Here is a 26,424-nt window from a genome sequence, read left to right as displayed (position 1 = left end):
AATCGGCGTGGTTTTTTATTTAATAAGTGAAAATTTTTAATACCTGTTTTTTTCAAACTTATTCCAAAACACAAAGGCAGTTACAAAGGCCAAAATGGTTAGCGCGAAAATATAATACATCGCACCAATATCACTATATTGGCTGAGCCAATGAACTAAAGGCAGTGTCATACCACCAACAATTGCATACGATAAATTATAAGAAAATGAAATGCCCGAGAAGCGAACAGGCGCGGGGAACATTTTAACCATACTGCTCGACACCATGCCGACAGTACCAGAGCATAGACCCAACAACATATATAAACCAAAAATGGTTGAATGTGCCGCGTGCCCCAAACTGTTATAAAAAACTGCCGCTGTAAGTGCCACAGCAAGCGCACCGACCATCATGACTTTGCCACAGCCAAAACGGTCAGCAAAATAGCCTGCTAAAATACAGCCGACCATTTGCATGACAATGGCTGCACTTTGCATTTCAAAAGTCTGTGCGCGCTCAAAGCCAAATGAACCAATCAACAAATTTGGCATGGCTAAAATCACCACCACCACACATCCCGTTAAAAACCATGTAAATAACATGCCAATTGCAACGGCTGTTTTATGCGTTTTTAAGACTTGCTTCACTGGCATTTCTTTAGAAATTTCTTTACGGGCCTGCATGGCTTTAAACACAGGGGTTTCTTTCAAATACGTTCTTAAATAAAGTGCAACGAGTCCAAAAATACCACCCACAATGAAAGGAATACGCCATGCCCAGTCATGGATTTGTCCTTCACTAAAATTCAGTGAAATCCATAAAGACATCAGTGCACCTAGTAAAATTCCTAAAGACAGCCCAGCGGTGAGTAAACCATTGGCCAGTCCGATTTTTCTTTCAGGCACGTGTTCAGATACAAAAGTCCATGCAGCTGGAATTTCACCCCCAATCGCAATCCCTTGTACCACACGCATAAGTAACAAAAGTAGCGGTGCCAAATATCCGATATTTTCAAAAGTGGGCAAAATCCCGATAAACAGGGTAGGCAGCGCCATCAGCAAAATAGAAAGCGAAAATAGTTTTTTACGCCCCACCAAATCACCAAAATGGGCCATGACAACCCCGCCTAAGGGCCTAAAAAAATAACCTGCTGCAAAAATGCCGTAAGTATTGAGCATGGCCCAAAACGGACTAAGCGTGCTTGGGAAAAAGAGGTCGGAAATGATCTTGGCGTAAAACACATAAATCACAAAATCGTAAAACTCTAAAGCTCCACCCAATGAAGAAAGGGCAAGGGTTCGTTTATCTTCTTTATTAAGATAGTTCGCGTCCTGCAAAGTTAATTCCTGATCCATTTTTTACTTAATTGTTGTAATTGAAGTTTGGATATTAATGGAAAAGTGAAGTAAAAGTAAATGGAGGAAATTTGTTCTATAGGGCAACGCCGATTGGACTTACGCAGATCAAAAAGCTTTAAAACAAAAAATGCTTTAGATGAAACAAAAACAGATGTAGGAATGACTTTTCTTTTGGGCCGTTCAGCGACACAATAAAACTAGTCATAGCCAGTTTAATAAGAGATTCAAAGGATGAGTGTGGTTTTACCTGTTGCGAAGCGTGGTGAAGATATTTTAAAACTAATTGTAGCTCCCGTTTCGGCAAATGAGTTAAACAGTAATTGGCTTTATCAGCTTGCTGATGCTATGCATGCAACTATGCTTGAGCGCAATGGAGTGGGGATTGCTGCACCGCAAGTTTATATCTCTAAACGCATTATTATTGTGGCTTCTCGACCAAATCCACGCTATCCGGATGCGCCTGAAATGAATGCTGTGGTCATGGTAAATCCAGAAATTTTAGAATTTTCGAGTGAAACGTGTTTGGGCGAAGAAGGCTGCTTAAGTGTACCGGATGAGCGTGGACAAGTTGAACGTGCAGAAATGGTTAAGGTGAAATACTTAACACTTCAGGGTGAAGCAGTTGAAACAATTTTTCACGGTTTTCCTGCTCGTATTGTTCAACACGAGGTCGATCATTTAAATGGAATCTTGTTTGTAGAAAGAATAAGCTAATCTTCAGTTTAAAGTTTTGAAAAACCTATAATGAGCTTGAAATAAATAAGAGAACAGAATTAAAATATTTATATCGTGATTTTTAACTCATTACAAAAGATATAATTTTAATATTATCAGCAGGTTGTGCTGAAATTTTGCGCGATGTTGTAAATCTCCTCATTTAAGGTTACTGACCATGAAAACCCCTCTCCCAGATTATTTGGCAAATGTTATAGAAGCCTGTGACATCGATAACAGCGGTCATCTCGCCGATTATATTCCTGAGTTGGCAAATGCAAACCCAAATCGATTAGCTTTAGCAATGTCTACGGTAGATGGTGAAATTTATTCGGTCGGCGATGATGATGTTGAATTCACCATACAATCGATTTCTAAACCTTTTGTGTATGCTTACGTTTTACAACAACTTGGCATTGATGCAGTTCTTGCGAAAGTAGGGGTAGAGCCTTCGGGGGAAGCCTTCAATGAAATCTCCTTGGGTAAAGATGGTCGTCCAAAAAACCCGATGATTAACTCTGGCGCAATTACTGTACATTCCTTGATTCAGGTCAAGCATGGTTTACATAGCGCAGAAATTCTACGCCGTTTTATGAGCGAGCTTGCTGGTCGTGAATTAAGTTTTGATGAGTCTGTTTATGATTCGGAAGTCAAAACAGCCTACCGTAATCTTTCGATCGGTTATATGTTGCGCACGGTGGGGATTTTGGAAACTGACCCTGTCGATATTGTGAATGGTTACATTCGTCAATGTGCGATCATGGTTACAGTTAAAGATTTGGTACGTATGGGCAGTGTACTTGCCAACGGCGGGGTCGACCCTAAAACTGGAAAGCGTTTGTTAAACCGATCTGTAGTGAGACAAGTGCTCAGTGTCATGATGAGCTGTGGTATGTATGATGCCGCGGGTGACTGGCTTTCAACTGTCGGTATTCCTGCTAAAAGTGGTGTAGCAGGCGGTATTTTGGGTGTGCTGCCGGGTCAAGTTAGTATTGCTGCTTTTTCACCTCGACTAGATGAGCACGGTCATAGTGTTCGAGGAATTGATATTTTAGAACGATTATCTCGTGACATGGGATTACATCTCATGGAAGGTACGCCTTCTGCACAAACGATTGTACAAAGCCATTATCGTACTGGGAAAGATGCATCATTGAGTGTGTATGTGCTTCGAGGTGTATTGAAGTTTACCGAAGCTGAAATGTTGTTGCGTATTTTACAAGACGAGACCACTGACCAAAGCACAATCGTGATTGATTTAACCCAGATTTCACTTATCCACGATGTGGGTAAACGTATGTTCTTAGAAGGTGTAGATCGTCTGATTGATGATGGTCATACCCTTGTTTTGGTTGATCCTGAACAGCGCCTAGATCATGCGAGAACCGCTAAAGATCGAGAACTTCATGTTTATCATGATTTCGATGATTTATTAGAAAAGCATGAGATCCGCTCTAAAAAAAAGACTTATAGCGACATCGCGGCACTTCTAAATTGTTGAGGTGTTTTTCCTAGATGTCGCTTAAACATTGCACTGAACGCGCTGGGGTTGGTATACCCCAGTGACTCTGAAATTTGGGCAATAGATTCGCCATTCGCGATTTTACTCAAGGCAAGTGCAATATGCATTTGCTGTACCCATGCCCGATAAGACAGCCCCGTTTCTTTTTGAAACATGCGCATTAAAGTTCTAGAACTCGCACCAATATCATCGGCCCAATCTGTTAAATCTTTTGAACTGTCAGGCGTATGTAATAACTCTTGGCAAATTTTTAATAATCGTTTGTCTTTCGGCCACGGAATCTGAATAGGCAACAAATTGGCCCGATGGATTTCTTCAAAAATCAAAATTTGTAAAGAGCGGGAAAGCTCTTGAGAGGTCGCTGTATTTGAAGTGTCCTCTCGTTCAATTTCATTTAAACGTATTAAGAGTTCATGCAGCAGGTTACTGACTCGAATAATAAAGCAATGTTGTCCCATGAGTGCGGCTGCATTTACTTCAACCAATGCCGTATTTAACTTAACGTGACTCAGTGAAATCACACTGTGCTCTACATTTGCCGGAATCCATAACGCACACATGGGTGGCACAATCCACACATGATTAGGTGTAAACACCTGAATGTTGCCAGTGGACGCATATAAAAACTGAGCACGTGTATGCGTGTGGGTAGGCGTGATTTCTCGGTAAGAATGCTCAGAAGATAGCCCAATTACCAGTTCAGACAAATCGGACTGAATAAGAGAATCGGACATAAACTATCCTAAAAATTGTCACTTATACGATGATTATTGGAAGATAACTTTATAAGCGACAATTTACAATAAGCATCTCATTTAAAAATATTGGAGTTTTTCAGGTATGACGTCTTCAATACAATTGAAAGATGGTATTGCCAATACCGTTGCAAATGATCAGCCTCAAGGAATGATTATTAAAATTGTAGGCGCCGTGGCGGTTGCGCATTTACTGAACGATTTAATTCAGGCAGTGCTACCAGCCATCTATCCAATGCTAAAAGCAAACTTTTCGCTGAGTTTTGCGGAGGTTGGCCTGATTTCGTTTGTATATCAAATTACAGGTTCGCTGCTACAGCCTTGGATTGGACTTTATACCGATAAAAATCCAAAACCGTATCTTCTCCCACTTGGAATGGTCGTCACATTCTGCGGCATTATCTTGTTAGCCTTTTCGCCAAGTTTTGCCGTGTTGTTATGTGCATCTGCACTGATTGGGGTAGGGTCTGCCACCTTTCATCCAGAAGCTTCGCGTGTGGCGCGTATGGCATCGGGTGGGCGCTTCGGTACAGCTCAGTCGACTTTCCAAGTGGGCGGAAATACAGGTACTGCCATTGGTCCATTATTAGCAGCATTATTAATTGTTCCATTTGGGCAGCATGCAGTTGCGGGCTTGGTGATATTTGCACTTTTAGCGATTTGGGTTTTATTTGGTGTAAGCCGCTGGACAGTAAACCATGCTAAAAGTCAGGTGGTTACACGTGCTACGCAAGCACATACCAAATTGCATGGCCGTAAGCTCATTATCGCCTTGGGCACAATTAGTGTGTTGATGTTTGCTAAATTTACTTACATTGCCAGCATTAGTAACTATTTTACTTTTTATTTAATTCAAAAGTTCCATATTAGTATTCAAACAGCTCAATTACACTTATTTGCTTTTTTGGCAGCTGTGGCTGTAGGTACATTTGCGGGTGGCCCAATTGGCGATAAGATCGGCCGTAAAGCTGTGATCTGGGTTTCATTTGTTGGCATGGCGCCGTTTGCATTAATGATGCCGTATGCAAACTTATTTTGGACAACGGTTTTCTCAATTATTGCAGGTTTGGTGTTGTCATCTGCTTTTGCAGCGATGGTGGTTTATGCACAAGAAGCTGTTCCGGGCCGTGTAGGCATGATTGCAGGTTTAATGTTTGGCCTTATGTTTGGGGTAAGTGGTATTGCCGCAGCGGGGCTAGGGCATTTAGCGGATATTAACGGCATTGAATGGGTATTTGGTTTATGTTCATTGTTGCCATTACTTGGTTTTGCAACGGCACTTTTACCAAACACAAAAGTTAAATAAATGAAAAGACTCTCAGCCATATTCAGCTGAGAGTGTTTTTAATATGAACATAGCCTCATTAGAAAGACTATTTTTGAACACCAAACTTAAATACGGTAACACTGTTATAAGTTTGATTTGGGTTTAAACGTGTAGACGGGAAAGCCGGTTGATTCGGGCTGTCTGGAAAATGCTGTGTTTCTAATGCTAGTGCGTCTGCTTGTCGATAGAGCACACCATTTGCGCCAACAATATTTCCTAATAAATGATTGGCTGTATACATTTGGACACTTGGTTCAGTGGTTAAGACTTGCATGGTCCGTTTAGATTTTGGGTCAACCACAATAGCTGCAAGATTGAGTTTCCCTTGAGACTTTTGATTAATTACCCAAGTTTGGTCATAGCCATATCCATAGGCCAATTGCTGATTATTTGCTCGAATATCTTTTACGATTGCTTTAGGCGTCCGAAAATCAAAAGGTGTACCTGCAACTGAAGCAATTTCACCTGTTGGTAAAGAGTTTTGATCGGTTACCAATATACGGTCTGCATTGAGTTGTACCACATGATCTAGCACGCCATAAGGATTGTTCCCAGCGCCTGATAAGTTGAAATAACTGTGGTTGGTAAGGTTGACGACTGTAGGCTGATCAGTTTTGGCTTTATATTCAATCTTAAATTCATTTTGATCTGAAAGACTGTAAATCACTTCTACATCTAATTTTCCAGGAAAACCTTGATCTCCATTTGGACTGGTTAACTTCAGAGAAGCTTTAACAGTTTCACCTTTAGAAACGAGGGGCCTAACTTGCCAAACACGTTTATCAAAACCAGGGTTGCCGCTATGTAATGAGTTTGGCCCATTATTTTTTTCGAGGTTATACGTTTTCCCATCTAAGCTAAATTTAGCATTGCCAATCCGGTTCGCATAACGACCAATTAATCCGCCAAAATGAATACCTTCCTTGGTATCAGTGACTTCATAGCCTTTTAAGTCATCAAAGCCCAAAACAATATTATTTTGTTTGCCTTGCGCATCGGGAGTCAAGATTTGTGTAATTACACCACCAAAACTAATAAAAGATACCGAGACTCCTTTGTTATTGCTCATGGTATATAAATCAACTTTTTGACCGCCTTGAGTCGTACCATATGGTTTTACATTTAACGTTGCTGCATTGGTAAGTTGTGCAAAGCTATAAACCGTAACACCTAAAATTGCTAATTTTTTCATGCTTATACTCTATTTTGTAATAGTAAGACTGGATGAATATAAGATTGATTTTTCATCTTTTTAAAGAGGTTTTTATTATATATAGTGTTAATAATAATCGATCAGTTAATGCTGAGTAGTGAACAGTCGATACCATTTAGGGTTATAAACAAATTAACTTTATTAGCAAACTTCAACAATAAGCTATTTTTATGAATCATCCTAATTCAATTTTAAAATTTTCACTTGGTCTAAGTAGTCTCTCGTTTGATGTCGACAGCCAGCACATTCACCTTGAGCAGGGCTTAGGTTTTATTAATTCAAAAAGTATCAGCAATGGTGTTATTGATGAGCTTGCGATTGAAAAGATGATTTATTTTATTGAAGAAATCATCGAGTCACAGCCACTCAGAAATCTCAATATAAATGGTATAGCCGTTACGGCTGATACCGCCATGGCACAACTGAGCAAGTTATTTTTTAGTGCTAAAAAGCAAATCAGCCGTATCGAGCTTGAGCATGGATTTAATGATTTTATTGAGCGTTTGAGTTACTACACGAATCAAGTAGCCCCAGATCAGCTTTATATTTTTACCTACTTTGTATTTATTCGAGAAATGATGCATCACTTACGAGTTGAGCAAATTCAGATCCTTTAAGAAATGATTTCTCAGCCTGCCAATTCATCATGAATCCAGTTTAAAAATAACTCAATTTTAGGAATAAATTGGTGGGTTCGTGGATATACCAAGTGATGAGCAGAGATTGGAATCGATAGCTCATCTGCAAAAACTCTAACCAACTTTCCAGATTCTAAGTAATTTTGAGTGAGTAAATTACTTTCTAAAACAAAACCTAGCCCGTGTGTGGCTGCCTCAAGTGACATATAAGAGCGGTCAAAACTCAAAGTGTAGGGAAATTCAGGAATGCTTAAACCCTGATGGGCAAACCATTGGGGCCAAGTCACTAAGGTTGAGCGCGATAAAATCAGATCTTTCTTTAATAAATCTTGAGGTTTATGCACAGGACTACGTTCCAGTAGCTTAGGGGACGCAAGCACTTCAAGCTTTTCATTACGAATGGTTCTGATTTCTACCCCTGTCCAGTTGGGTAAACCATGACGAATATCAATATCGATCTTATCGCGGGTAAAGTGCAAATTTTCATATGAACACGATAGGTTAACCTGAATCATGGGGAACTTTTCTTTAAATGATTCAAGGCGAGGGAGCAACCAAAGTAAACCAAAACTTGGGGATGAATGAATATATAAACTGTCTTTAGGGCTTTTATCGGCAGCTTTTTCTGTGGCTAACATTAGGTTATGCAAAATGGTGGTGACATCTTGAAAATAGCGTTCACCTGAAGGAGTAAGTGTCACACCACGGGCACCACGAATAAATAAACTCTGCCCAATCATTTCTTCAAGCTTAGCAATTTGGTGACTCACTGCCGAAGGGGTGAGATTTAAATTCTCTGCTGCCTTAGCAACATTGCCAAAACGGGCAGTTTGCTCAAAAGCCTGTAATGTTTTAATTGATGGCATCTGGTTGAAATTGTTTTCACTACTGTCCATGAAATGATCCGTTTTTATCCCTAAAACTTATTTGAAAATAGCATAGGCATGAATTTTTTTCATGCCTTGTTGAATTCGACATGATTGCTGGGCTTTGTGAAAAAAGGGATTCTAAGTCAGAACTCAGGAAATAAAGCGTAAAAGAGGATTCAACATGTTACTACAAGGAAAAGTGGCATTAATTACGGGTGCAGCATCAGAACGTGGAATTGGGCGAGCAACCGCAGAAATCTTTGTACAACAAGGTGCCAAAGTCATTATTGTTGATTTAGATCTTGCTCAAAGCCAAAACACTGCAAAGGCACTTGGTGAAGGACATTTAGGTCTCGCTGCAAACGTTGCAAATGAAGAACAGGTCAAAGCAGCTGTTGAACAAGCACTACAGCACTACGGCAAGATTGATATTTTAATTAACAATGCTGGCATTACTCAGCCAGTTAAAACACTCGATATTCAGCGCAATGACTATGACCGCATTTTAGATGTCAGCCTACGCGGAACACTGATTATGTCGCAAGCGGTTATTCCATCTATGAAAGCAAACGGTGGTGGAAGCATTGTGTGCCTATCTTCAGTTTCAGCACAACGCGGCGGTGGTATTTTTGGCGGGCCACACTATAGCGCTGCTAAAGCAGGCGTGTTAGGTCTGGCAAAAGCGATGGCTCGTGAGTTTGGTGGTGACCAGATTCGTGTAAATTCTCTTACTCCCGGTCTAATTCAGACTGATATTACTGGCGGTTTAATGAATGATGACCGTCGTCACGACATTCTGGCTGGTATTCCGCTTGGCCGTTTAGGTAAAGCACAAGACGTTGCAAATGCAGCACTATTTTTGGCAAGTGACCTGTCAGCTTATTTGACTGGTGTAACACTCGATGTAAATGGTGGCATGCTTATTCATTAATCGCTCACCATTTAAATAAAAATAGAATGATGGTCACAAGAGGATACTGTGGCCAAATGTAAAGGGATTCGCATGATGGATACAGTATTTTCATCTGAAGTAGATACAACGATTCGTAAATCGGCGTATCGAAAAATTGCATTTCGGCTCATGCCATTTTTAATGCTTTGTTATTTTTGTGCCTATTTAGATCGAGTAAATGTGGGTTTTGCCAAACTCCAAATGATGAGCGATTTACAGTTTAGTGAAGCTGTATATGGGCTAGGCGCAGGGATTTTCTTTATTGGTTATTTTCTTTGTGAAGTACCAAGTAACATTGTGCTTCATAAAGTAGGTGCACGGCGTTGGATTGCCCGAATCATGATTACATGGGGCATTTTGTCAGGCTGTTTTGCTTTTGTTCAAACTGAATGGCAATTTTACACCTTACGTTTTTTACTGGGTGTCGCTGAAGCTGGACTAGCTCCGGGTTTGTTGCTCTACCTCACTTACTGGTTCCCGTCTTACCGCCGTGCACGCATGACCGTACTGTGGTTTATCGCAATTCCAATTTCGGGAATGATTGGTGGCCCACTTTCAGGCTTAATCATGGACCGAATGAGCGGCGTACATGGCTGGTTTGGCTGGCAGTGGATGTTTGTAATTGAGGCCATTCCCACAGTGCTTGTTGGCTTGCTTGTACTTGCTGTTTTAAAAGATTCAGTTCAAGAAGCCAACTGGCTAACCCAAGACGAAAAAAACTTGGTGAAGCAAGAGCTTGCTCAGGATAACCAGCACAAAGAAGGCCATGCTAGCGTCAAAGAGTTCATCGCGGATAAACGCTTATGGCTACTGGCAGGTATCTACTTTTGTGTAGTGATGGGCCAATACGCAATTACATTTTGGTTGCCAACTCTCATTCGTAACTCGGGCATTAGTGATAACTGGCATATTGGTTTGCTCACAAGCCTGCCTTATATGTGTGCCATTGTGGTCATGATTTTGGCGGGGCGTAGCGGCGACCATTTCCAAGAACGCCGCTGGCACTTAATTATTCCGATGTGTGCAGGTGCTATAGCACTCACATTTGCGACTTTATTCGCTTCAAATCTAACGTTCTCTTTAATTTGCCTTTGCATCGCAGCCTCAGGTGTGCTGACAGCATCCTCTTTATTCTGGATGTTACCGACCAACTTTTTGGGTGGTGTTTCCGCTGCGGCAGGTATTGCAGCCGTCAATAGCTTTGCCAACCTTGCCGGATTTTGCTCACCTTATTTAATCGGTTGGGTCACTACTAACACGGGTTCAAATGCAATCGGCATGTTCTTAATCACAGCAGTATTAATTTTCGGTGCCAGTCTGGTTCTGCGTGTTCCGGCAAAACTGGTTAATCGTTAATAAGGAATAGTAAATGACAATGTTAAATGTTGATAGAGCAGGCCAAATTGCCGAGTTGCAACAACGTGCCTACCACATTCGCCAGCATGCTTTACGTATGGGGCAAGTACAAGGCCAAGGCTATGTTGGGCAAGCTTTGGGTGCAGCAGATCTACTGGCAGTATCTTATTTCCATGCCATGAAATATCAGCCAGAAAACCCCGAATGGGAAGGGCGTGACCGTTTTTATCTTTCTATTGGGCACTATGCAATTGCACTCTATGCAGCCTTAATTGAAGCAAAAATTATCCCGCTTGAAGAGCTTGAAACCTATGGTGCAGATGACAGTCGTTTACCGATGTCGGGCATGGCTTCCTATACACCGGGTATGGAAATTACAGGTGGCTCATTGGGTCATGGTCTTGGAATTGCAGTCGGCGCATGTCTAGGACTGAAACAGAAAAAATCAGATGCTTTTGTCTATAACTTACTGTCCGATGGGGAGCTAAATGAAGGCTCAACATGGGAGGCTGTGATGTCTGCTTCTCATTGGAAACTAGATAACTTGATTGCCATTATTGATGTGAATAATCAGCAGGCAGATGGGCACTCAAGCGAAATTTTAGCGTTTGAGCCAATTGTTGATCGTTGGCAGTCTTTTGGTTGGTACACCCAACGTGTAGATGGCAACGATATGGAAGCTTTGCTTGAGGCATTCGATCAAGCACGAAACTATAAGGGAACATGCCCACGCGTCATTATTTGTGACACCAAAATGGGTAAAGGCGTGTCGTTCTTGGAAAGCCGCGAAAAAACACACTTCATTCGTGTTGATGAACATGAATGGGACGACGCTTTAAATATTTTGACCCACTATGGACAGTAAGGAATACACCATGAGCCAGTTAGCCAATCCCCCTAAGAAAAAACTAACCACTTCGGCAATGATTGCTTCTATTGCTGCCGAGGGCCAACCGACCAAACCAGCTCCATTTGGACATGCACTGAATGCCTTAGCAAAAGAGCGTGACGATATCGTGGGTTTGTCAGCGGATTTATCAAAATATACTGATCTACATATCTTTGCCAAAGAAAACCCAGACAAGTTTTTCCAAATGGGCATGGCAGAACAACTTTTGATGAGCGCAGCAGCAGGACTTGCTCGTGAAGGATTTGTTCCTTTTGCAACAACTTATGCCGTGTTTGCATCACGCCGTGCCTATGACTTTATTTGTATGGCGATTGCAGAAGATAACCTTAATGTCAAAATTGTGGCGGCACTCCCGGGGTTAACCACGGGCTATGGCCCAAGCCATCAGGCGACTGACGATATTGCAATTTTCCGTGCTATGCCGAACTTGATGGTTATCGATCCATGTGATGCCTTGGAAATCGAACAGGCGATTCCTCAGATTGCCGCGCATAATGGCCCCGTATATATGCGTTTATTGCGTGGTCAGGTTCCGTTAGTGCTCGATAAATATAATTACCAATTTAAATTGGGTAAGGCACAGGTGATTAAACCGGGTAAAGATTTACTCATTATTTCTACTGGTTTATTGACCATGCGTGCGCTTGAGGCAGCTGAAGAACTTGAAAAAGAGGGCCTTGAGGTTTCAGTGCTGCATGTGCCTACCATTAAGCCTTTAGATGAACAAACTATTCTGGATGAAGTCGCAAAAGGTGGCCGACCTGTTTTAACTGCCGAAAATCATTCAGTCATTGGTGGGTTAGGTGAAGCTGTCGGCTCACTACTTCTAAGAAATGGGCAACATCCTCGTTTTGACATGATTGGTTTGCCAGATGCATTTTTAGATGCAGGCGCATTACCCACTTTGCATGATCGATATGGTATTTCAACTGAAGCAGTTAAAGAGAAGATTAAGTCACATTTGAAGTAAAAGTAGTATTTGCTTAATGTGGATAGTATGGAAATACATTCGTTGAAATCCCTTAATCTTAAAGGTTAGGGGATTTTTTATCTTAATATGCTAATGAAATGTAAACATCAATTAACAGGAAGTTGGCTATTTTGAAGGTTTGGTTTAAATAATTATCTGTTATAAGATGAATAAAAATTATAAATAGGATTTGAAAAAATGAAAAAAATACACTTTAGTCTATTAAGTTTTTTAATATTGGCTGGATGTGGTGAAAATAACCAAAGTATAGTACCAAATAAAGATAATACATTGTTTATACAAGGCGTTAATGTTAATGAAAAGGTTGAATTAAACCCAGCCATAACCAACTATGACCTAATTGCTTATGGTAATGAACCTACTGAAGCTGTCTTGATTAATTTAACGGGACAGGAAAAAAAGCTCTTGGGCTCTATTTCATTAAAACCTTATTCAAATATAGCGAGTTTAGATTATCTGGTATGGAAGGATACTTTAAATAAGGCACTTATATGTTTACCACTCTTAACTTGTTCAGATGGTACGACATATAAGATAGAAAATTTCGGGGATAAATTTAAATTGAGTTTTGATTTGAATCAGTCCAAAAATGAGTTCTCAGTAACTTCTATAAATGGAGAGGAGATAGGAAATAGAGTTCCCGTAGTTGTGTCTGGAAATATAAATTTTACGGTTCCTTCAAATTGGCCATTGTTTCAAAAAGATAGGTTTTCAGCTATCAAAGTTAATGATATTGCTATTGATGGAAGTATTTTTAAAATTATAGATTTTGAAGAGTCAAAGCAATATTATAATAATGAATTAATATACACTACAAAAAAAATTACTTTGAAGAAAAATGAAGATATTTCATATTTAAGTATAATATTTTATGAAAATAAGGTGAAAAGTAATGCATTAATTAATTTGGTATATAAAGGTGGGGATTTTGAAAATATAGAGAAATTGAGCGATCAGTTTTGGAAGGAAGATCAAAAAAATATAGAGTTTAATCTCGAAAATATAGAATTGATTGATCATACTAATAATAGGAAACTAAATGTTAGTGTAAATATGAACATGCCTAAAACTTATAGTGACTTACAATTTGGGGATCAAAAAATAGTAATGTTGCCTATTCACAATCGTTATATAGCTACAGTTAAAAATGATCAAAAAATTTATAATCTAGGTTTTGAAAATAGTAATGAATTAATTGATATATCTATCATTCAAGAGCTTGCAGGACATTTAAGCGTTAAAACAATAGTTGGTGAACAAGAGTTCATGTGCGGAAATCGAGAAATCCCTTGTTCTGGCATAACTTCAGATAGTAATAGACAAACCTTTTATTTTCATAATGTAAAAGCAGGAGTAAATACACTTAATGGTATGACTCATATTACAGGAGTATTTGAACAAAAATAAAAAAATCCCCTCAATTGAGGGGATGTTCCTTTAATAACTTAAACAATCGAATCATCTAAATTCGGCCCTAACCAACGCTTCGCCTCATCAAGTGTCCAACCTTTACGTTTTGCATAATCTTCAAGTTGGTCTTGTGAGATTTTACCCACGTTAAAGTATTCACTTTGTGGATGAGAATAATAGAAACCACTCACCGAAGATGGTGGCATCATTGCAAAGTGTTCAGTCAGTTTAGTACCGATTTTGTCGGTAGAACCTAACCAGTCAAACAACACTGCTTTTTCAGAGTGCTCAGGGCAAGCAGGATAACCTGGTGCAGGGCGAATACCGACGTATTTCTCTTTAATCAGTTCTTCATTGCTGAGCTGCTCATCCGCTTTATAGCCCCAGAACTCTTTACGAATACGTTCATGTAAATGTTCTGCAAAGGCTTCAGCAAAACGGTCAGCTAATGACTGCACTAAAATTGCAGAGTAGTCATCACCTTTGGCTTTGTATTCATTGGCCAGTTCTTCTGCACCAAAAATCGATACAGTGAATCCGCCCAAGTAGTCTTGCTGCTCGCGGTCAGCACGAATGTAATCTGCTAAAGACAAGTTCGGTTTACCTGTCACTTTGTCAGATTGCTGACGTAAGTGCTCAAAAGTATGCGTAACATTTTGACCAGCTTCATCAAATACGCTGACGGTATCTGCATCTGTACGCTGAGCAGGGAACATACCAAAAACAGCACGAGCATCAAAACGGTTGTTGTCGATAATATCTTTCAACATTGCTTGTGCTTGGTTGTACAAGTCAGTTGCTGCTTCGCCGACCACTTCATCCTCTAAAATTTTCGGGAATTTGCCAGTTAAACTCCAAGAAATAAAGAATGGCGTCCAGTCAAAATAATCCACGAGTGTAGCAAGCGGATAATTCTTTAAAACTTGTGTTCCCAAAAGATTTGGTTTTGGTGGCACATAGCTTTCATCAATTTTAAAACCATTTTCAACCGACTCTTTATAAGTCAGTTTGGCCGCTTTTGGTTGTTTGTTGGCTAAACGCTCACGAATTTTGGCATATTCAGCACGATGCTCTTCAATAAATGCACCACGCATTTCTTTCGAAAGCAAGGTTGTCGCTACACCAACAGCACGTGAAGCATCGGCAACATAAATTACCGCATCGTTTTGATACTGAGGGTCAATTTTTACTGCTGTGTGGGCTTTAGAAGTGGTTGCGCCACCAATTAATAAAGGAATGTTAAAGCCTTTACGCTGCATTTCTTTAGCAACAAATACCATCTCATCTAAAGATGGGGTGATCAGACCAGACAATCCGATGATGTCACATTTTTCATCAATCGCAGTTTGCAAGATTTTCTCGCAAGGGACCATCACGCCAAGATCAACAATGTCATAGCCATTACAGCCAAGTACTACGCCTACAATATTTTTACCAATATCGTGTACGTCACCTTTAACCGTTGCCATCAGGACTTTACCTTTAGACTGTCCTTCGGTCTTTTCAGCTTCGATGTACGGGTTGAGCCATGCCACTGCTTGTTTCATGACTCGGGCAGATTTTACAACTTGTGGCAAGAACATTTTGCCTGAACCGAACAAGTCACCGACGACGTTCATACCGTCCATCAGTGGCCCTTCAATTACATCTAAAGGACGTTTTGATTTTAAGCGAGCCTCTTCGGTGTCTTGGTCAATATAAGTAGTAATACCTTTAACCAAGGCATATTCAAGACGTTTTTCAACTGATTCATTGCGCCATTCAAGGTTCTCGGCTTCTTTTGTTGCACCACCTTGTCCACGGTATTTTTCTGCAACTTCAAGTAATTTTTCAGTTGCAGCCTGACCAGACTCACCTTGATTCTGATTTAAAATGACATCTTCAACCGCTTCTTTTAGCTCGGTAGGAATATCATCATAAATAGCCATTTGACCTGCGTTCACAATACCCATGGTCATGCCTTGTTTGATGGCATGGTACAAGAATACAGAGTGAATGGCTTCACGAACTGGCTCATTACCACGGAATGAGAACGAAACGTTAGACACACCGCCAGAAATCATGGCATGCGGTAAGTTCTGTTTAATCCAGCCCGTTGCTTCAATAAAATCGACTGCGTAGTTGTTATGTTCTTCAATACCAGTCGCAACTGCAAATACGTTCGGGTCAAAAATAATATCTTCAGCAGGGAAGCCTACTTCGTTTACTAAAATGTCGTAAGAGCGCTTACAGATTTCACGTTTACGTTCAGCAGTGTCGGCCTGACCCACTTCGTCAAAGGCCATCACAATAATTGCGGCACCATATTGACGGCAGAGGCGGGCTTTTTCGACGAACTCGTCATAACCTTCTTTTAAGGAAATTGAGTTAACAACTGGTTTACCTTGTACGCATTTTAAGCCAGCTTCAATGATTTCCCATTTCGATGAGTCAATCATGATCGGCACACGTGAAATGTCAGGTTCGGATGCTACAAGGTTTAAGAAATGCACCATCGCATTTTGCGAATCGAGCATCCCTTCATCCATGTTAATGTCAATAATCTGTGCGCCAGCTTCAACCTGTTGCTGTGCAACTTCTAAAGCTTCGGCAAAGTTCTCTTCACGAATGAGACGTAAGAATTTTTTAGAACCGGTAACGTTAGTACGTTCACCAACATTTACAAACAATGAATCATCATAAATATTAAATGGTTCTAAACCACTTAAGCGGCAAGCAGGTACCGTTTCAGGCACTTGGCGAGGCGCAATGTCTTTTACCGCATTGGCAATAGCTCGAATATGGTCTGGTGTCGTACCACAGCAACCACCAGTAATGTTAATCAAACCGCTTTCAGCAAACTCTTTTAAGAAAGCTGCAGTTTGCTCTGGAGTTTCATCATATTCACCAAATGCGTTTGGTAAGCCTGCATTTGGGTGCGCTGAAACAAAGGTATCTGCGACATCGGAAATAGTTTTTACGTGAGGGCGCATGGCATCTGCGCCAAGGGCACAGTTAAAACCGATTGAAAGCAAATCGCCATGACGAACCGAGTTCCAGAAAGCTTCCGCTGTCTGACCTGTTAAAGTACGGCCTGATGCATCGGTAATGGTCCCTGAAATCATAATTGGTAATTCGCGACCAATTTGTTTAAAGACTTCTTTGACTGCAAAAATCGCTGCTTTACAGTTTAAAGTATCAAATACAGTTTCGATCAGGATAATGTCTGCACCACCTTCAATTAGTGCATGAGTCGCTTCAATATAATTTTCTTTTAGTTCATCAAAGCTAATGTTACGAAAAGCAGGGTTATTCACATCTGGAGAGATTGAACATGTACGAGATGTTGGCCCCAGTACACCTGCCACAAAACGCGGTTTGTCTGGAGTCGAATATTTTTCGCAAGCTGCTTTGGCTAAACGTGCTGCTTCACGGTTAATCTCTGGAACAAGATCTTCCATGTGATAGTCAGACATTGAAACACGTGTGCCGTTAAAGCTGTTGGTTTCAATAATATCTGCACCAGCATCGAGGTAGGCTTCATGAATACCTTGAATGATTTGAGGCTGTGTTAAAACCAAAAGGTCATTGTTACCTTTTAAGTCATGTGCCCAATCAGCAAAACGCTCACCACGGTAGTCAGCTTCTTCCAATTTATGGCGCTGGATCATGGTTCCCATTGCACCATCAATAATCAGAATGCGTTTAGCAAGAAGCGCTTTTAGGGTGGCAAGCGTAGACATAGAAAACCCCGATCTTTATATGAATTTAAAAATGCGGCGCTATTGTAACAGAATAGCAGCACAAATGATGATCTACGAAGGTCAGGTGTAGCTGACTAAAAAGTTAAAAAAAGAGATCGCTTTATGTCAAAAACAAAGGAATTTTCATGAAATATTCATCAAATGATCATGATATTGAAATATTTCATGCTCAATATGCCGAAATATTACAGTTGCTTTGTATGAAAAATAGACATATCGGTAATTTTATTTATTTTTTTGCTGTAAAAATAAGCACAAAAGGAGCTCATAATTAATGGTTTAAATTATTGTATTTTAAGAAAAAAATAAAAACAGTCGGGGAAAGGTGCATCAAATGAGGTCAAAATATAAAAAATTGACTTCATCAGGCGCCTCTTTGTCATATAATTGTCATAATTTAATTTAAGAATACAGAGGATTTTATTATCCTCTTACCGTCTGCATGAATTCTAATCTACCCCCTGTTTCGGATTCAAAACTTGCGGCAAACCTGCAAGCAAAATCGACGAATGTACATGTCCCGACACCTAAGTTTTTTATGCCGGTGTTTCTGACGATTATTATTGCAACACTTATTTATATTGGGTTTCAGGTCAGTGCTGATTTAGCGCATGTTCCACCTTTAAGCCTTTATTCAGTTATTCTTTTATCTACTGCACTCTTGATTGCACTAGGCTTTGAATTTGTTAACGGTTTCCACGACACTGCTAATGCAGTTGCAACGGTTATTTATACAAATGCTTTGCCTGCACCGGTTGCAGTCATGTGGGCAGGTTTTTGTAATTTCCTTGGGGTAATGGTCGCAAGTGGTGCTGTTGCGTATGGCATTATTGCATTGCTTCCAGTTGAACTTATTATGAACATGGGCAGTGGTGCTGGCTTTGCAATGGTTTTTGCATTGTTGATCGCTGCAATTCTTTGGAATCTTGGCACTTGGTTCTTGGGAATTCCTGCTTCTAGCTCTCATACCTTGATTGGTTCAATCTTAGGTGTGGGTATTATGAATCATCTGTTGAGTGCATCGACTGGCGTAACGACCAGTGGTGTTGATATGGATCAGGTGATTAAAGTAGGTAAGGCATTATTATTTTCTCCTTTAATTGGTTTTGCTTTTGCGGCAATTGTATTCTTGTTGGTTAAAACTATTTTCAAACGCCAATTAGAATTATTCCAGCCACCTGAAGGGAATAAGCCACCACCAGCAATCATTCGTGCAATTCTTATCTTTACCTGTACAGGTGTGAGTTTTGCACATGGTTCTAATGATGGCCAAAAAGGTATGGGTCTTATCATGCTTATTTTGGTTGGTTTAGTGCCATTAGCTTATTCATTAAATAAAAACCTCGATACACAGCAGGTTCAATCATTCCACCAGCTTTCTTCTCAAACTGCGGTTTTGTTAAACCAAAATCAACCAGAATTGACTGACGAAAAAGCGCGTGCGGTTTTAACTAAATACATTCAAACCAAGCAACAAACACCTGAAGTTGTGCCTGCATTGGCAAGCATGACTGACCATTTGGGTGAGCGTGTTTCTAGCTATAGCAACTTAAAAGATATTCCAGAAGCTGCAATTAGCGAAATCCGTAATGACATGTATTTGAGCACAACGACGTTTAAGCGTTTGGATAAGGCAGATGCTTTACCAAAAATGGATGACTCACAGAAAAAGCTTGTGAAAGATTATCGTAGTAGCTTGGATTCATTCTTACAATACATTCCAAACTGGGTGAAAGTGGCAGTCGCATTAGCGCTTGGACTTGGTACTATGGTTGGCTGGAAACGTATTGTGGTAACTGTCGGTGAGCGTATTGGTAAGCATCACATGACTTATGGTCAAGGGATGTCTGCTGAACTTGTTGCAATGAGTACAATTGCTGCAGCAGATGGTTTAGGTATGCCGGTTTCAACAACACACGTTTTAAACAGTGCTGTTGCAGGTACTATGGTTGCCAATAAATCAGGCCTGAATTTCAATACTGTAAAAACAATTCTCTCTGCATGGGTATTTACACTTCCTGCAACCATCTGTTTGTCTGGTGGTCTATACTGGTTGTTCTTACAGTTTGTATAAGCTGTCTGTTTGAATAAAAAAAAAGCCACTAGTATGAGTGGCTTTTTTTATTTCTATATTTCAAAAAAAATATTTTTTTAGGGTAAATTCTCTAATAAGTTAATGGCTATCTAGAACACCTGTAGTAAACGGTTTAGCTTAAAATTTTTATGAAAGGATATAAGATGAAAACGGTTCAACTCGACCAATTAAAACAACAATTTCCACTCATTCAAACATTACAAGACTATCAAGAAACATTTTGGTTTAATCCTCACCGTTATCCTTTAAACGAAGCACTAATGAAAGTGGGTCTTACAGGACAGGATGTAAAAGAAGCAGAAGCAAGGCTAGCGCGTTTCGCACCTTATTTGGCAAAAGTCTTCCCGGAAACTCAAGCCCAGCATGGAAAAATTGAATCAGCGCTAGTAGAAATTGCCGACATGCAACAAGCTCTATCGCTACAAAAACATAAGACACTTACAGGGAAACTTTGGCTGAAAAAAGATAGTCATTTACCTATTTCGGGTTCAATCAAGGCACGTGGCGGTATTTATGAAGTATTGGCCCATGCTGAAAAATTAGCCATTGAGGCAGGGCTTCTCAAGCTAGAAGATGATTACAGTAAATTAGACCAAGACTCATTTCGAACATTTTTTTCCAAATATCAAATTGCAGTAGGTTCTACCGGTAACCTTGGTTTATCAATCGGTATTATGAGCGCGAAGCTTGGGTTTAGAGTGTCGGTACACATGTCTGCCGATGCAAGGCAATGGAAGAAAGATAAGCTACGTTCACTTGGTGTAAATGTGGTGGAATATGCCAGTGATTACGGAGTTGCTGTAGAAGAAGGACGTCAGGCAGCCGAACAGGACCCATTTTGTTTTTTTATTGATGATGAGAATTCGACTACTTTATTTTTAGGTTATGCAGTTGCAGGTTTGCGTTTAAAACAACAGTTTGAACAAAAGCAAATTAAAGTCGATGCAGATCATCCTTTATTTGTATATTTGCCATGCGGAGTAGGGGGCGGACCTGGTGGGGTGAGCTTTGGGTTAAAACTTGCTTTTGGTGAGCATGTACATTGTATATTTGCAGAACCTACCCATTCTCCGTGTATGTTACTTGGCGTTTATACAGGCCTGCATGATCAGATTTCAGTAAATGACATTGGTTTAGATAACATCACTGCGGCAGATGGATTAGCTGTTGGCCGTGCTTCTGGTTTTGTCGGACGTGCTATGCAGCAGTTAATTGACGGTTACTACACCATTCATGATGAATGTTTATATGAACTCATTGCGCTTTTAAATCAAACTGAAAATATTCAAGTTGAGCCCTCGGCAGCGGCAGGCATGATGGGGCCATATTATGTGCAAACTACTCCTGATTATTTGGCTTTGCATCAATTGTCAGCTGAAAAGTTACAACATGCGACACATGTGGTATGGGCGACAGGAGGAGGAATGGTTCCACCTGATGAAATGCAGAAGTATTTAACGCATAGCCAAAGCAATTAATTGCACAAAAAAGCCCAATTCTAAAATTGGGCTTTCAACTTCATTATTTTTTAGAAAATTTCCTAAATGGAAGTTTCTCGGCTGCAAAGCCATAGATGGCTGCAAAAGGAAGAGCTGTACGTGCCAAATAAGCCACACGCCATAAACCGCCATGGTTAGCCCCCTCCATCATCAACTCTAGAGGGTGGTCGAGTACGGTTTCAGGGTTTGCAACAGAAGAATCATTTCTTAAGTCATGAATCCATAGCGCCGCCATAATCGCATTCGTGGTTTCTGGACTAAATGCTTCTACATCAAAAAGTTCTGCGCCATTAAAAGCAGCTTTAAGGAGCGGATTCTTTGTGACCGAATGAGTTGTGGTAGATGGTGCAATATTAATACTTACACGTTGACCTTGATGACGGGCAAGTGTCGCACGCCATTGTTGAATACGTTTTGCCAAAGCATAGTTTGGTCCTTGTTCAACTACCAAACAGTCTGCAATACCATAAGTTTTGCCATTTTCGCTAGTAATCAAATCTTGATAAGGTGCTTGGAAAAAACGTTTGAGTGAGAGTGTAGAAACACCTTTCACAGCCATTTTTTGTAGTTGTGAACGGGATTTAAATTTCTCTTGAGCAGCTTCTGCAACTTCTTTAGGTACTGCATAAACATCGGTTGGCGTACACATAAACATTAAGCTGGTATCAGGTTTATGTTCACTCACATATTGCATAATACTGTCCATTGCCATAGAAACACGGACATGTTTTTCTCCGTCTAAATAAGCAATAGCAGCCAAGTCTAATTTTTGAGGAAATTGAACTAACCACTGGGCAATTTCTGGTATTTGGGTTAATAAATTGGCACCCAATTTATCTCTCAATGCTGAAGCTTTTGCCGACGAGTCAACTTTTTCAATACTTGGTGCAATAAGCGTTGCGTTTCCTTGCTGGATTGTATTTAGAATTTTCCCCCAAACTCGTGGGTTTGGTAAATCTATTGCAACAATATTCGCTTTCCATTTTGCTAGCCAAGGTAATGGTCCTGCTTCTGAGGCTGCACCAAATAACACCATCGTACGGTCAGATAAATCAAACCATTCAGGATGAGCAGCAGCTTCACGTAAAGCCTTAGCATGGCTTGGTTCAATAATACCTGTATTTTCCCATTTTTGAATTTGGTCAAGTAAGCTTTTTCCGCTCAGTTTTTGACCTTTATATGGAACATACCATTCTGGTGCAGCTTCACTTTCGCCTTTAAATCTTACTGTATTTAAAGGAGTAGAAGTGGGGATGTGTAGAGCATCTTTTAAAAGATAGTGTTTACCATCGCGGTAATAATCAAAAAGATGATGAGCCTTATGCAACCCCTGTTTTGCAATGGTAATTGGATTATTGCTGTTAGTAATTCCGTGCTTAACAAGTGCCTTAAAGTAAATAGGATAATTTTTTCGCCAATTTTTTTCAGCCAAAATCTGTTGAGCAGTTTTATTATCTACAATAGATAAAGCTTCTGACAAAATCTCTTGGCCTGTAAGAGACGTGCTTTGCTTTTTGATCGAGGCGTGAATCGGAAATTGTAGACCTTCGGCTGAACTCTGGCTGGACATAAAATATCTCGCTTGTACGATAAGGTTAATATACAGGTGTATACATTATCTATGCCAACGAAAAGAAACGTGTGGCAATAACTGCCAAAATAAAATTCAATATTTTTGTGATGAATACAAGATGAGTCATTTTTTATGATAATTACATCGCATTTTACCTTTATTTTTTTTCACATTTTTAGAACATTTTTATAGACTTACGTTACATAAATAGTTATTTTGTATAGAGCGAATTCATCAGGTTTGACCTGAAGGTAAAATGATCAAAATGTATCAATAAAAAGATACAACGATGAGTAAAAACTAGACTTTTTTTATTAAATGATCAGAAAAGTCAAACGAAATAAGAAAGAATTGGGGTGAAACTAGATAGAAGACAACGTAAGATTGTCTTTTAAAAATCTTGGGGATATGGTGATTTTTTACACCATAATTTTCTAGTTTCATCCCATCTAATTTTGGGCTGGAACCCTCCATTTCGGTATTCAGTTCATCATTTAATAGAAGTCTCTATCTAATGACTTTAAAAGAGTACTTCTAACAACGTCCTTTTTTCGCCTGTCCAGGTGGGCAAAAACCTCCTGGGTGTCCGTAATACGGAGAGTCAGGATCAATCACAATACTACCCTCAGGTGTATGTACTGCACAGGCTGATAATGACATTGTGAAAATTGCTGCGGCACAAAGAAGTAAAGTTTTCATGTTGTTCTCGCTTTTTTATCATTCTCCCTTTTACTATAGAAATGTTTTGATTATATTTCGATCGGTTTTTGGTTAAAAAATATCTTTTAGCAGCTAAATTAAGAAGAAATTAAGGAGAGCGTAAAATCGTTCTAAAACCCACATGGGTAGCGGCTAAATCAAAATCTTGGGGATAGCGGCTACTATTACGATAACGTGAGCAGTAATTCTCAGCACATAAAAACGATCCACCTTTAATCACATATTGAGTACTGCTCATTTCTTGTTGTCTTAAAGCAGAATAATTACCCATGTGCTGGTCATGCGCACCTTGATAAGGAGAAGATGTCCATTCCCAAACATTTCCAATCATATCGAATAGTTTAAAACCGTTAGGTTTAAAACATCCGACAGGAGCAATACCAGTAAAATGATCTTGGTTCAGATTTTCAAAGGGAAATGCACCTTGCCAGTAATTCGCTTGTGGATGCTGGTGCTCATCGGTAGGTGCTTGATGTAAAGGAGTATCAGTTGGCGAGTTTGCTTTAGCGGCATATTCCCATTCAAGTTCTGTGGGTAAATCACGTCCTAGCCAAACTGCATAATGTTCAGCATCATTTTTAGTTACGTAGCGTACAGGTTCATGAGGGTTAGGAAGTGCACCATTTTTGCCGTTTGGTGTTTTCCATGTATATCCTGTCTTAAGTTGCCACCATTGCTGAGGGTGATGGGGGTCTGGAGAAAAAACAGCAGCTTGTTTTTGTTTTTCAGCATCGGAGATATAACCAGTTGCCTTCACAAAACTCGCGAACTGAGCAACAGTGACTTCAGTTTGATCAATCCAGAAACCTTTAACTTCCCGTTGTTTTTTTCCAAAGTTAAGTTCATCTGGATAAGCTTTTTCAGAACCAAAATTAAAATGCCCATCTGGAATGAATACCATGCCTGCGGTTGTATTTTTAAGCCAGCCTGTAGGAAGTCCGGTATAGCTCTTACACTGTTCAATGGAACCCAAAGCAGCCGATTGAATGGCATGCTTTGGTAAAACCGTTTTAGTGTCAGCGTTATGTTCAGACTTGCTACAGCCTGTGATGAACAACAGGCTGATTGTAGTACTTAAAACCAGTTTCAATTTCATTTGGCGTTATATTCCTGTACGCCATTTTGTTCAGTGTATTTTTGATAAACCGCTAATAGCTCTTGAACTTTTGCAGGGTAAAGCTGCGCGACATTGTGATTTTCTCCACGATCAGTGGCAATGTTATAGAGCTCCCAAGAACCTGTTCCTAATTCAGGGCGACCTTGAAGTGCGATTTTCCATTCACCCTGTTTTGCATATTTACTACCATGCAATTCATCGGCAAAACTGAAATTGGCAGGGCGTATCGTTTGTGATTTATTTTCAAGTACAGACTTCCAAGAATAACCGCTTGGCGTATTAATGGTTCGGCCTTTATATTGCCCTTGAGGTACTGGAATATGAGCATAATCTAATAACGTTGGAAAAACGTCGAGTACCGATGCAAAGCTATGATTGGTTTCTTCAGCTTTCTTTTGATTTGGTAATTTCACAATAGCAGGAGCGGTAGTTGCACCTTCACCAGCTGTATCTTTCCATAAGTGGAAAGGTGCTGCACTGACCTCGGCCCAACGTGGACCAATGTAATGATAAGAAGTAGGGGTACCTACATTTAATACAGAATTATCAAAGCCTGATTCACTGCCATAGCTTCCGCGAACAAAACCTTCTGCGCCATTATCAGAAACAAAGAAAATTAAAGTGTTGTCATAAAGATTATTTTGTTTGAGATATTGAATAATTCGGCCTACATTGGCATCGAGATTTTCTACCATGCCTGCGTAGATTTCCATTTTGCGTGCTTCAAGCGCTTTTTGTTCAGCTGTTAACTCATTCCACTTGCCATATTTTTGTGGTGCATTTTGAGTTGCAATTGGTTCTGCAGCCTCAAAGTTTACTGGAATAATTCCAAGTTGCTTTTGGCGTGCAATACGGGCGTTACGGATAGCATCGTAACCAACGTCATAAACGCCACGATATTTTTCACGGTATTCTGCTGGTGCCTGTATTGGCCAGTGGGGTGCTGTATAGGCTGCATAGGCAAAAAATGGTTTGCCACTATTTTTACCTGACTCTAAATAGCTAAGTAATTTGTCGGTAAAATAATTGGTCGAGAAAAAGTCATCAGGCAATGCTGAAACAGGAATAATTTGTCCATCTTCGGTATACGTCGAGTTCCGTTTAAAGGCACTTGGGGCTTGTTTAAAGTGATGGTCTAGACCTTGTAATAAGGTAAATGAATGATCAAAACCTTTGGCATGTGCATTGGTTTCAGGTGTTAATCCCAAATGCCATTTACCGCTAATATAAGTTCGATAACCATTATCTTTGAGCACCTGAGCAATCGATAGTGAGCGTTCATTTAAATAGCCTTCGTAGCCAGGCTGTCCTTTTAAATGTTCAGGGGTAAGCTCTGCCATAGCACCTATGCCTGCCAAGTGATGATCAGTACCAGAAATGAGTTGTGAACGAGTAGGCGAGCATGTAGGTGCAGTGTGATAGTCAGTTAAAATTCGACCTTCTTGCGCTAAACTATCAATGTTTGGGGTATGAATTTCACCACCAAAAGCTCCTAAATCTGAATAGCCTAAGTCATCGGCCATAATGAATAAAATATTCGGCTGCTTTGGTGTACTTACCGCAGTTTCTTGTGAATCATTATCGTTACATCCAGCTAAAGATAAGCTAAATAAAGCAATAGAAAGACTAGATAAAAGAGCTTTGTACTTCATTGTATCATCTGAATTATTAAAAGAATTGTG

General features: G+C 40.0%; 21 protein-coding genes. 12 read left to right on the top strand and 9 right to left on the bottom strand.

The genetic code is table 11. The features are described 5' to 3' along the window. Window positions 1-36 precede the first annotated feature (36 nt). Window positions 37-1,335 (bottom strand): MFS transporter, encoded by a 1,299-nt coding sequence (locus tag MKL36_RS07045; RefSeq protein ID WP_000371873.1) that lies wholly within the window; start codon window positions 1,333-1,335, stop codon window positions 37-39. A 234-nt stretch (window positions 1,336-1,569) separates the two neighbouring features. On the opposite strand from MKL36_RS07045, the gene def reads away from it, so the two are divergent. Further along, window positions 1,570-2,052, top strand: a complete 483-nt coding sequence (gene def / locus MKL36_RS07040) for a peptide deformylase (protein ID WP_021511424.1) — start codon at window positions 1,570-1,572, stop codon at window positions 2,050-2,052. Between the two features lie 178 nt (window positions 2,053-2,230). After that, window positions 2,231-3,553 (top strand): glutaminase, encoded by a 1,323-nt coding sequence (locus tag MKL36_RS07035; protein ID WP_000856715.1) that lies wholly within the window; start codon window positions 2,231-2,233, stop codon window positions 3,551-3,553. On the opposite strand, the gene MKL36_RS07030 is transcribed toward MKL36_RS07035, so the two are convergent. Further along, complete coding sequence (locus MKL36_RS07030; RefSeq protein WP_021511425.1) at window positions 3,520-4,308, bottom strand: AraC family transcriptional regulator; 789 nt, start codon at window positions 4,306-4,308, stop codon at window positions 3,520-3,522. The genes MKL36_RS07035 and MKL36_RS07030 overlap by 34 nt on opposite strands. A gap of 106 nt (window positions 4,309-4,414) precedes the next feature. Between MKL36_RS07030 and MKL36_RS07025 the strand changes: the two genes are divergently transcribed. Beyond that, the gene (locus MKL36_RS07025) at window positions 4,415-5,635 is read left to right on the top strand and encodes an MFS transporter (protein WP_021511426.1); all 1,221 of its coding nucleotides are present in this window, start codon (window positions 4,415-4,417) and stop codon (window positions 5,633-5,635) included. Window positions 5,636-5,702: 67 nt separating this feature from the next. Here the strand turns inward: MKL36_RS07025 and MKL36_RS07020 are convergent, their stop codons facing one another. Continuing rightward, window positions 5,703-6,848: an aldose epimerase family protein gene (locus MKL36_RS07020; RefSeq protein ID WP_021511427.1), complete on the bottom strand. Its 1,146-nt coding sequence runs from the start codon at window positions 6,846-6,848 to the stop codon at window positions 5,703-5,705. Between the two features lie 191 nt (window positions 6,849-7,039). Between MKL36_RS07020 and MKL36_RS07015 the strand changes: the two genes are divergently transcribed. Beyond that, window positions 7,040-7,486: a hypothetical protein gene (locus MKL36_RS07015; protein ID WP_021511428.1), complete on the top strand. Its 447-nt coding sequence runs from the start codon at window positions 7,040-7,042 to the stop codon at window positions 7,484-7,486. An 11-nt stretch (window positions 7,487-7,497) separates the two neighbouring features. Here MKL36_RS07015 and MKL36_RS07010 read toward each other — a convergent pair whose 3' ends face one another. Beyond that, window positions 7,498-8,373 carry a LysR substrate-binding domain-containing protein gene (locus tag MKL36_RS07010; protein ID WP_086372225.1) on the bottom strand — a complete coding sequence of 292 codons (876 nt, stop codon included), beginning with the start codon at window positions 8,371-8,373 and terminating at the stop codon, window positions 7,498-7,500. Between the two features lie 184 nt (window positions 8,374-8,557). Between MKL36_RS07010 and MKL36_RS07005 the strand changes: the two genes are divergently transcribed. The 5 genes from MKL36_RS07005 to MKL36_RS06985 all read left to right on the top strand — a co-directional run bounded on the left by MKL36_RS07005 (window position 8,558) and on the right by MKL36_RS06985 (window position 13,992). After that, a complete protein-coding gene (locus tag MKL36_RS07005) occupies window positions 8,558-9,307 on the top strand; it encodes an SDR family NAD(P)-dependent oxidoreductase (protein ID WP_021511430.1) in 750 nt (249 codons plus the stop codon). Window positions 9,308-9,382: 75 nt separating this feature from the next. Continuing rightward, the gene (locus MKL36_RS07000; RefSeq protein WP_021511431.1) at window positions 9,383-10,684 is read left to right on the top strand and encodes an MFS transporter; all 1,302 of its coding nucleotides are present in this window, start codon (window positions 9,383-9,385) and stop codon (window positions 10,682-10,684) included. Between the two features lie 19 nt (window positions 10,685-10,703). Further along, the gene (locus tag MKL36_RS06995; RefSeq protein ID WP_086374224.1) at window positions 10,704-11,549 is read left to right on the top strand and encodes a transketolase; all 846 of its coding nucleotides are present in this window, start codon (window positions 10,704-10,706) and stop codon (window positions 11,547-11,549) included. Window positions 11,550-11,559: 10 nt separating this feature from the next. Next, window positions 11,560-12,564 carry a transketolase family protein gene (locus tag MKL36_RS06990; RefSeq protein WP_004748016.1) on the top strand — a complete coding sequence of 335 codons (1,005 nt, stop codon included), beginning with the start codon at window positions 11,560-11,562 and terminating at the stop codon, window positions 12,562-12,564. A gap of 198 nt (window positions 12,565-12,762) precedes the next feature. Further along, on the top strand, window positions 12,763-13,992 hold the full coding sequence (locus tag MKL36_RS06985; RefSeq protein WP_021511433.1) for a hypothetical protein: 1,230 nt from the start codon (window positions 12,763-12,765) through the stop codon (window positions 13,990-13,992). Window positions 13,993-14,030: 38 nt separating this feature from the next. Here the strand turns inward: MKL36_RS06985 and metH are convergent, their stop codons facing one another. Then, window positions 14,031-17,717 carry a methionine synthase gene (gene metH / locus MKL36_RS06980; protein ID WP_021511434.1) on the bottom strand — a complete coding sequence of 1,229 codons (3,687 nt, stop codon included), beginning with the start codon at window positions 17,715-17,717 and terminating at the stop codon, window positions 14,031-14,033. A 146-nt stretch (window positions 17,718-17,863) separates the two neighbouring features. Here metH and MKL36_RS06975 point away from each other — a divergent pair, with 146 nt between their 5' ends. The 3 genes from MKL36_RS06975 (at window position 17,864) to MKL36_RS06965 (ending at window position 21,311) form a co-directional block, all read left to right on the top strand. Continuing rightward, on the top strand, window positions 17,864-18,013 hold the full coding sequence (locus tag MKL36_RS06975; protein ID WP_000877774.1) for a hypothetical protein: 150 nt from the start codon (window positions 17,864-17,866) through the stop codon (window positions 18,011-18,013). A gap of 167 nt (window positions 18,014-18,180) precedes the next feature. Further along, window positions 18,181-19,812, top strand: coding sequence for an inorganic phosphate transporter (locus MKL36_RS06970; protein WP_001087641.1), 1,632 nt, complete (start codon window positions 18,181-18,183; stop codon window positions 19,810-19,812). 164 nt (window positions 19,813-19,976) lie between these two features. After that, window positions 19,977-21,311: a D-serine ammonia-lyase gene (locus tag MKL36_RS06965; RefSeq protein WP_021511435.1), complete on the top strand. Its 1,335-nt coding sequence runs from the start codon at window positions 19,977-19,979 to the stop codon at window positions 21,309-21,311. Window positions 21,312-21,354: 43 nt separating this feature from the next. Here MKL36_RS06965 and MKL36_RS06960 read toward each other — a convergent pair whose 3' ends face one another. The 4 genes from MKL36_RS06960 to MKL36_RS06945 form a co-directional block, all read right to left on the bottom strand. Beyond that, window positions 21,355-22,902, bottom strand: coding sequence for a hypothetical protein (locus MKL36_RS06960; RefSeq protein ID WP_021511436.1), 1,548 nt, complete (start codon window positions 22,900-22,902; stop codon window positions 21,355-21,357). Between the two features lie 537 nt (window positions 22,903-23,439). Next, window positions 23,440-23,604, bottom strand: a complete 165-nt coding sequence (locus MKL36_RS06955) for a hypothetical protein (RefSeq protein WP_000854552.1) — start codon at window positions 23,602-23,604, stop codon at window positions 23,440-23,442. 109 nt (window positions 23,605-23,713) lie between these two features. Beyond that, entirely contained in the window at window positions 23,714-24,721 is a 1,008-nt protein-coding gene (locus MKL36_RS06950) for a formylglycine-generating enzyme family protein (protein ID WP_021511437.1), read from the bottom strand. Next, window positions 24,718-26,394, bottom strand: a complete 1,677-nt coding sequence (locus MKL36_RS06945) for an arylsulfatase (protein WP_021511438.1) — start codon at window positions 26,392-26,394, stop codon at window positions 24,718-24,720. Before MKL36_RS06945 ends, MKL36_RS06950 begins: the two co-directional genes overlap by 4 nt. Between the last annotated feature and the right edge of the window lie 30 nt (window positions 26,395-26,424).

This window comes from Acinetobacter sp. AOR12_HL, from assembly GCF_027855275.1.
Classification (GTDB): Bacteria; Pseudomonadota; Gammaproteobacteria; order Pseudomonadales; family Moraxellaceae; genus Acinetobacter; species Acinetobacter baumannii.
This window is presented reverse-complemented; position numbering and strand designations above follow the sequence as displayed.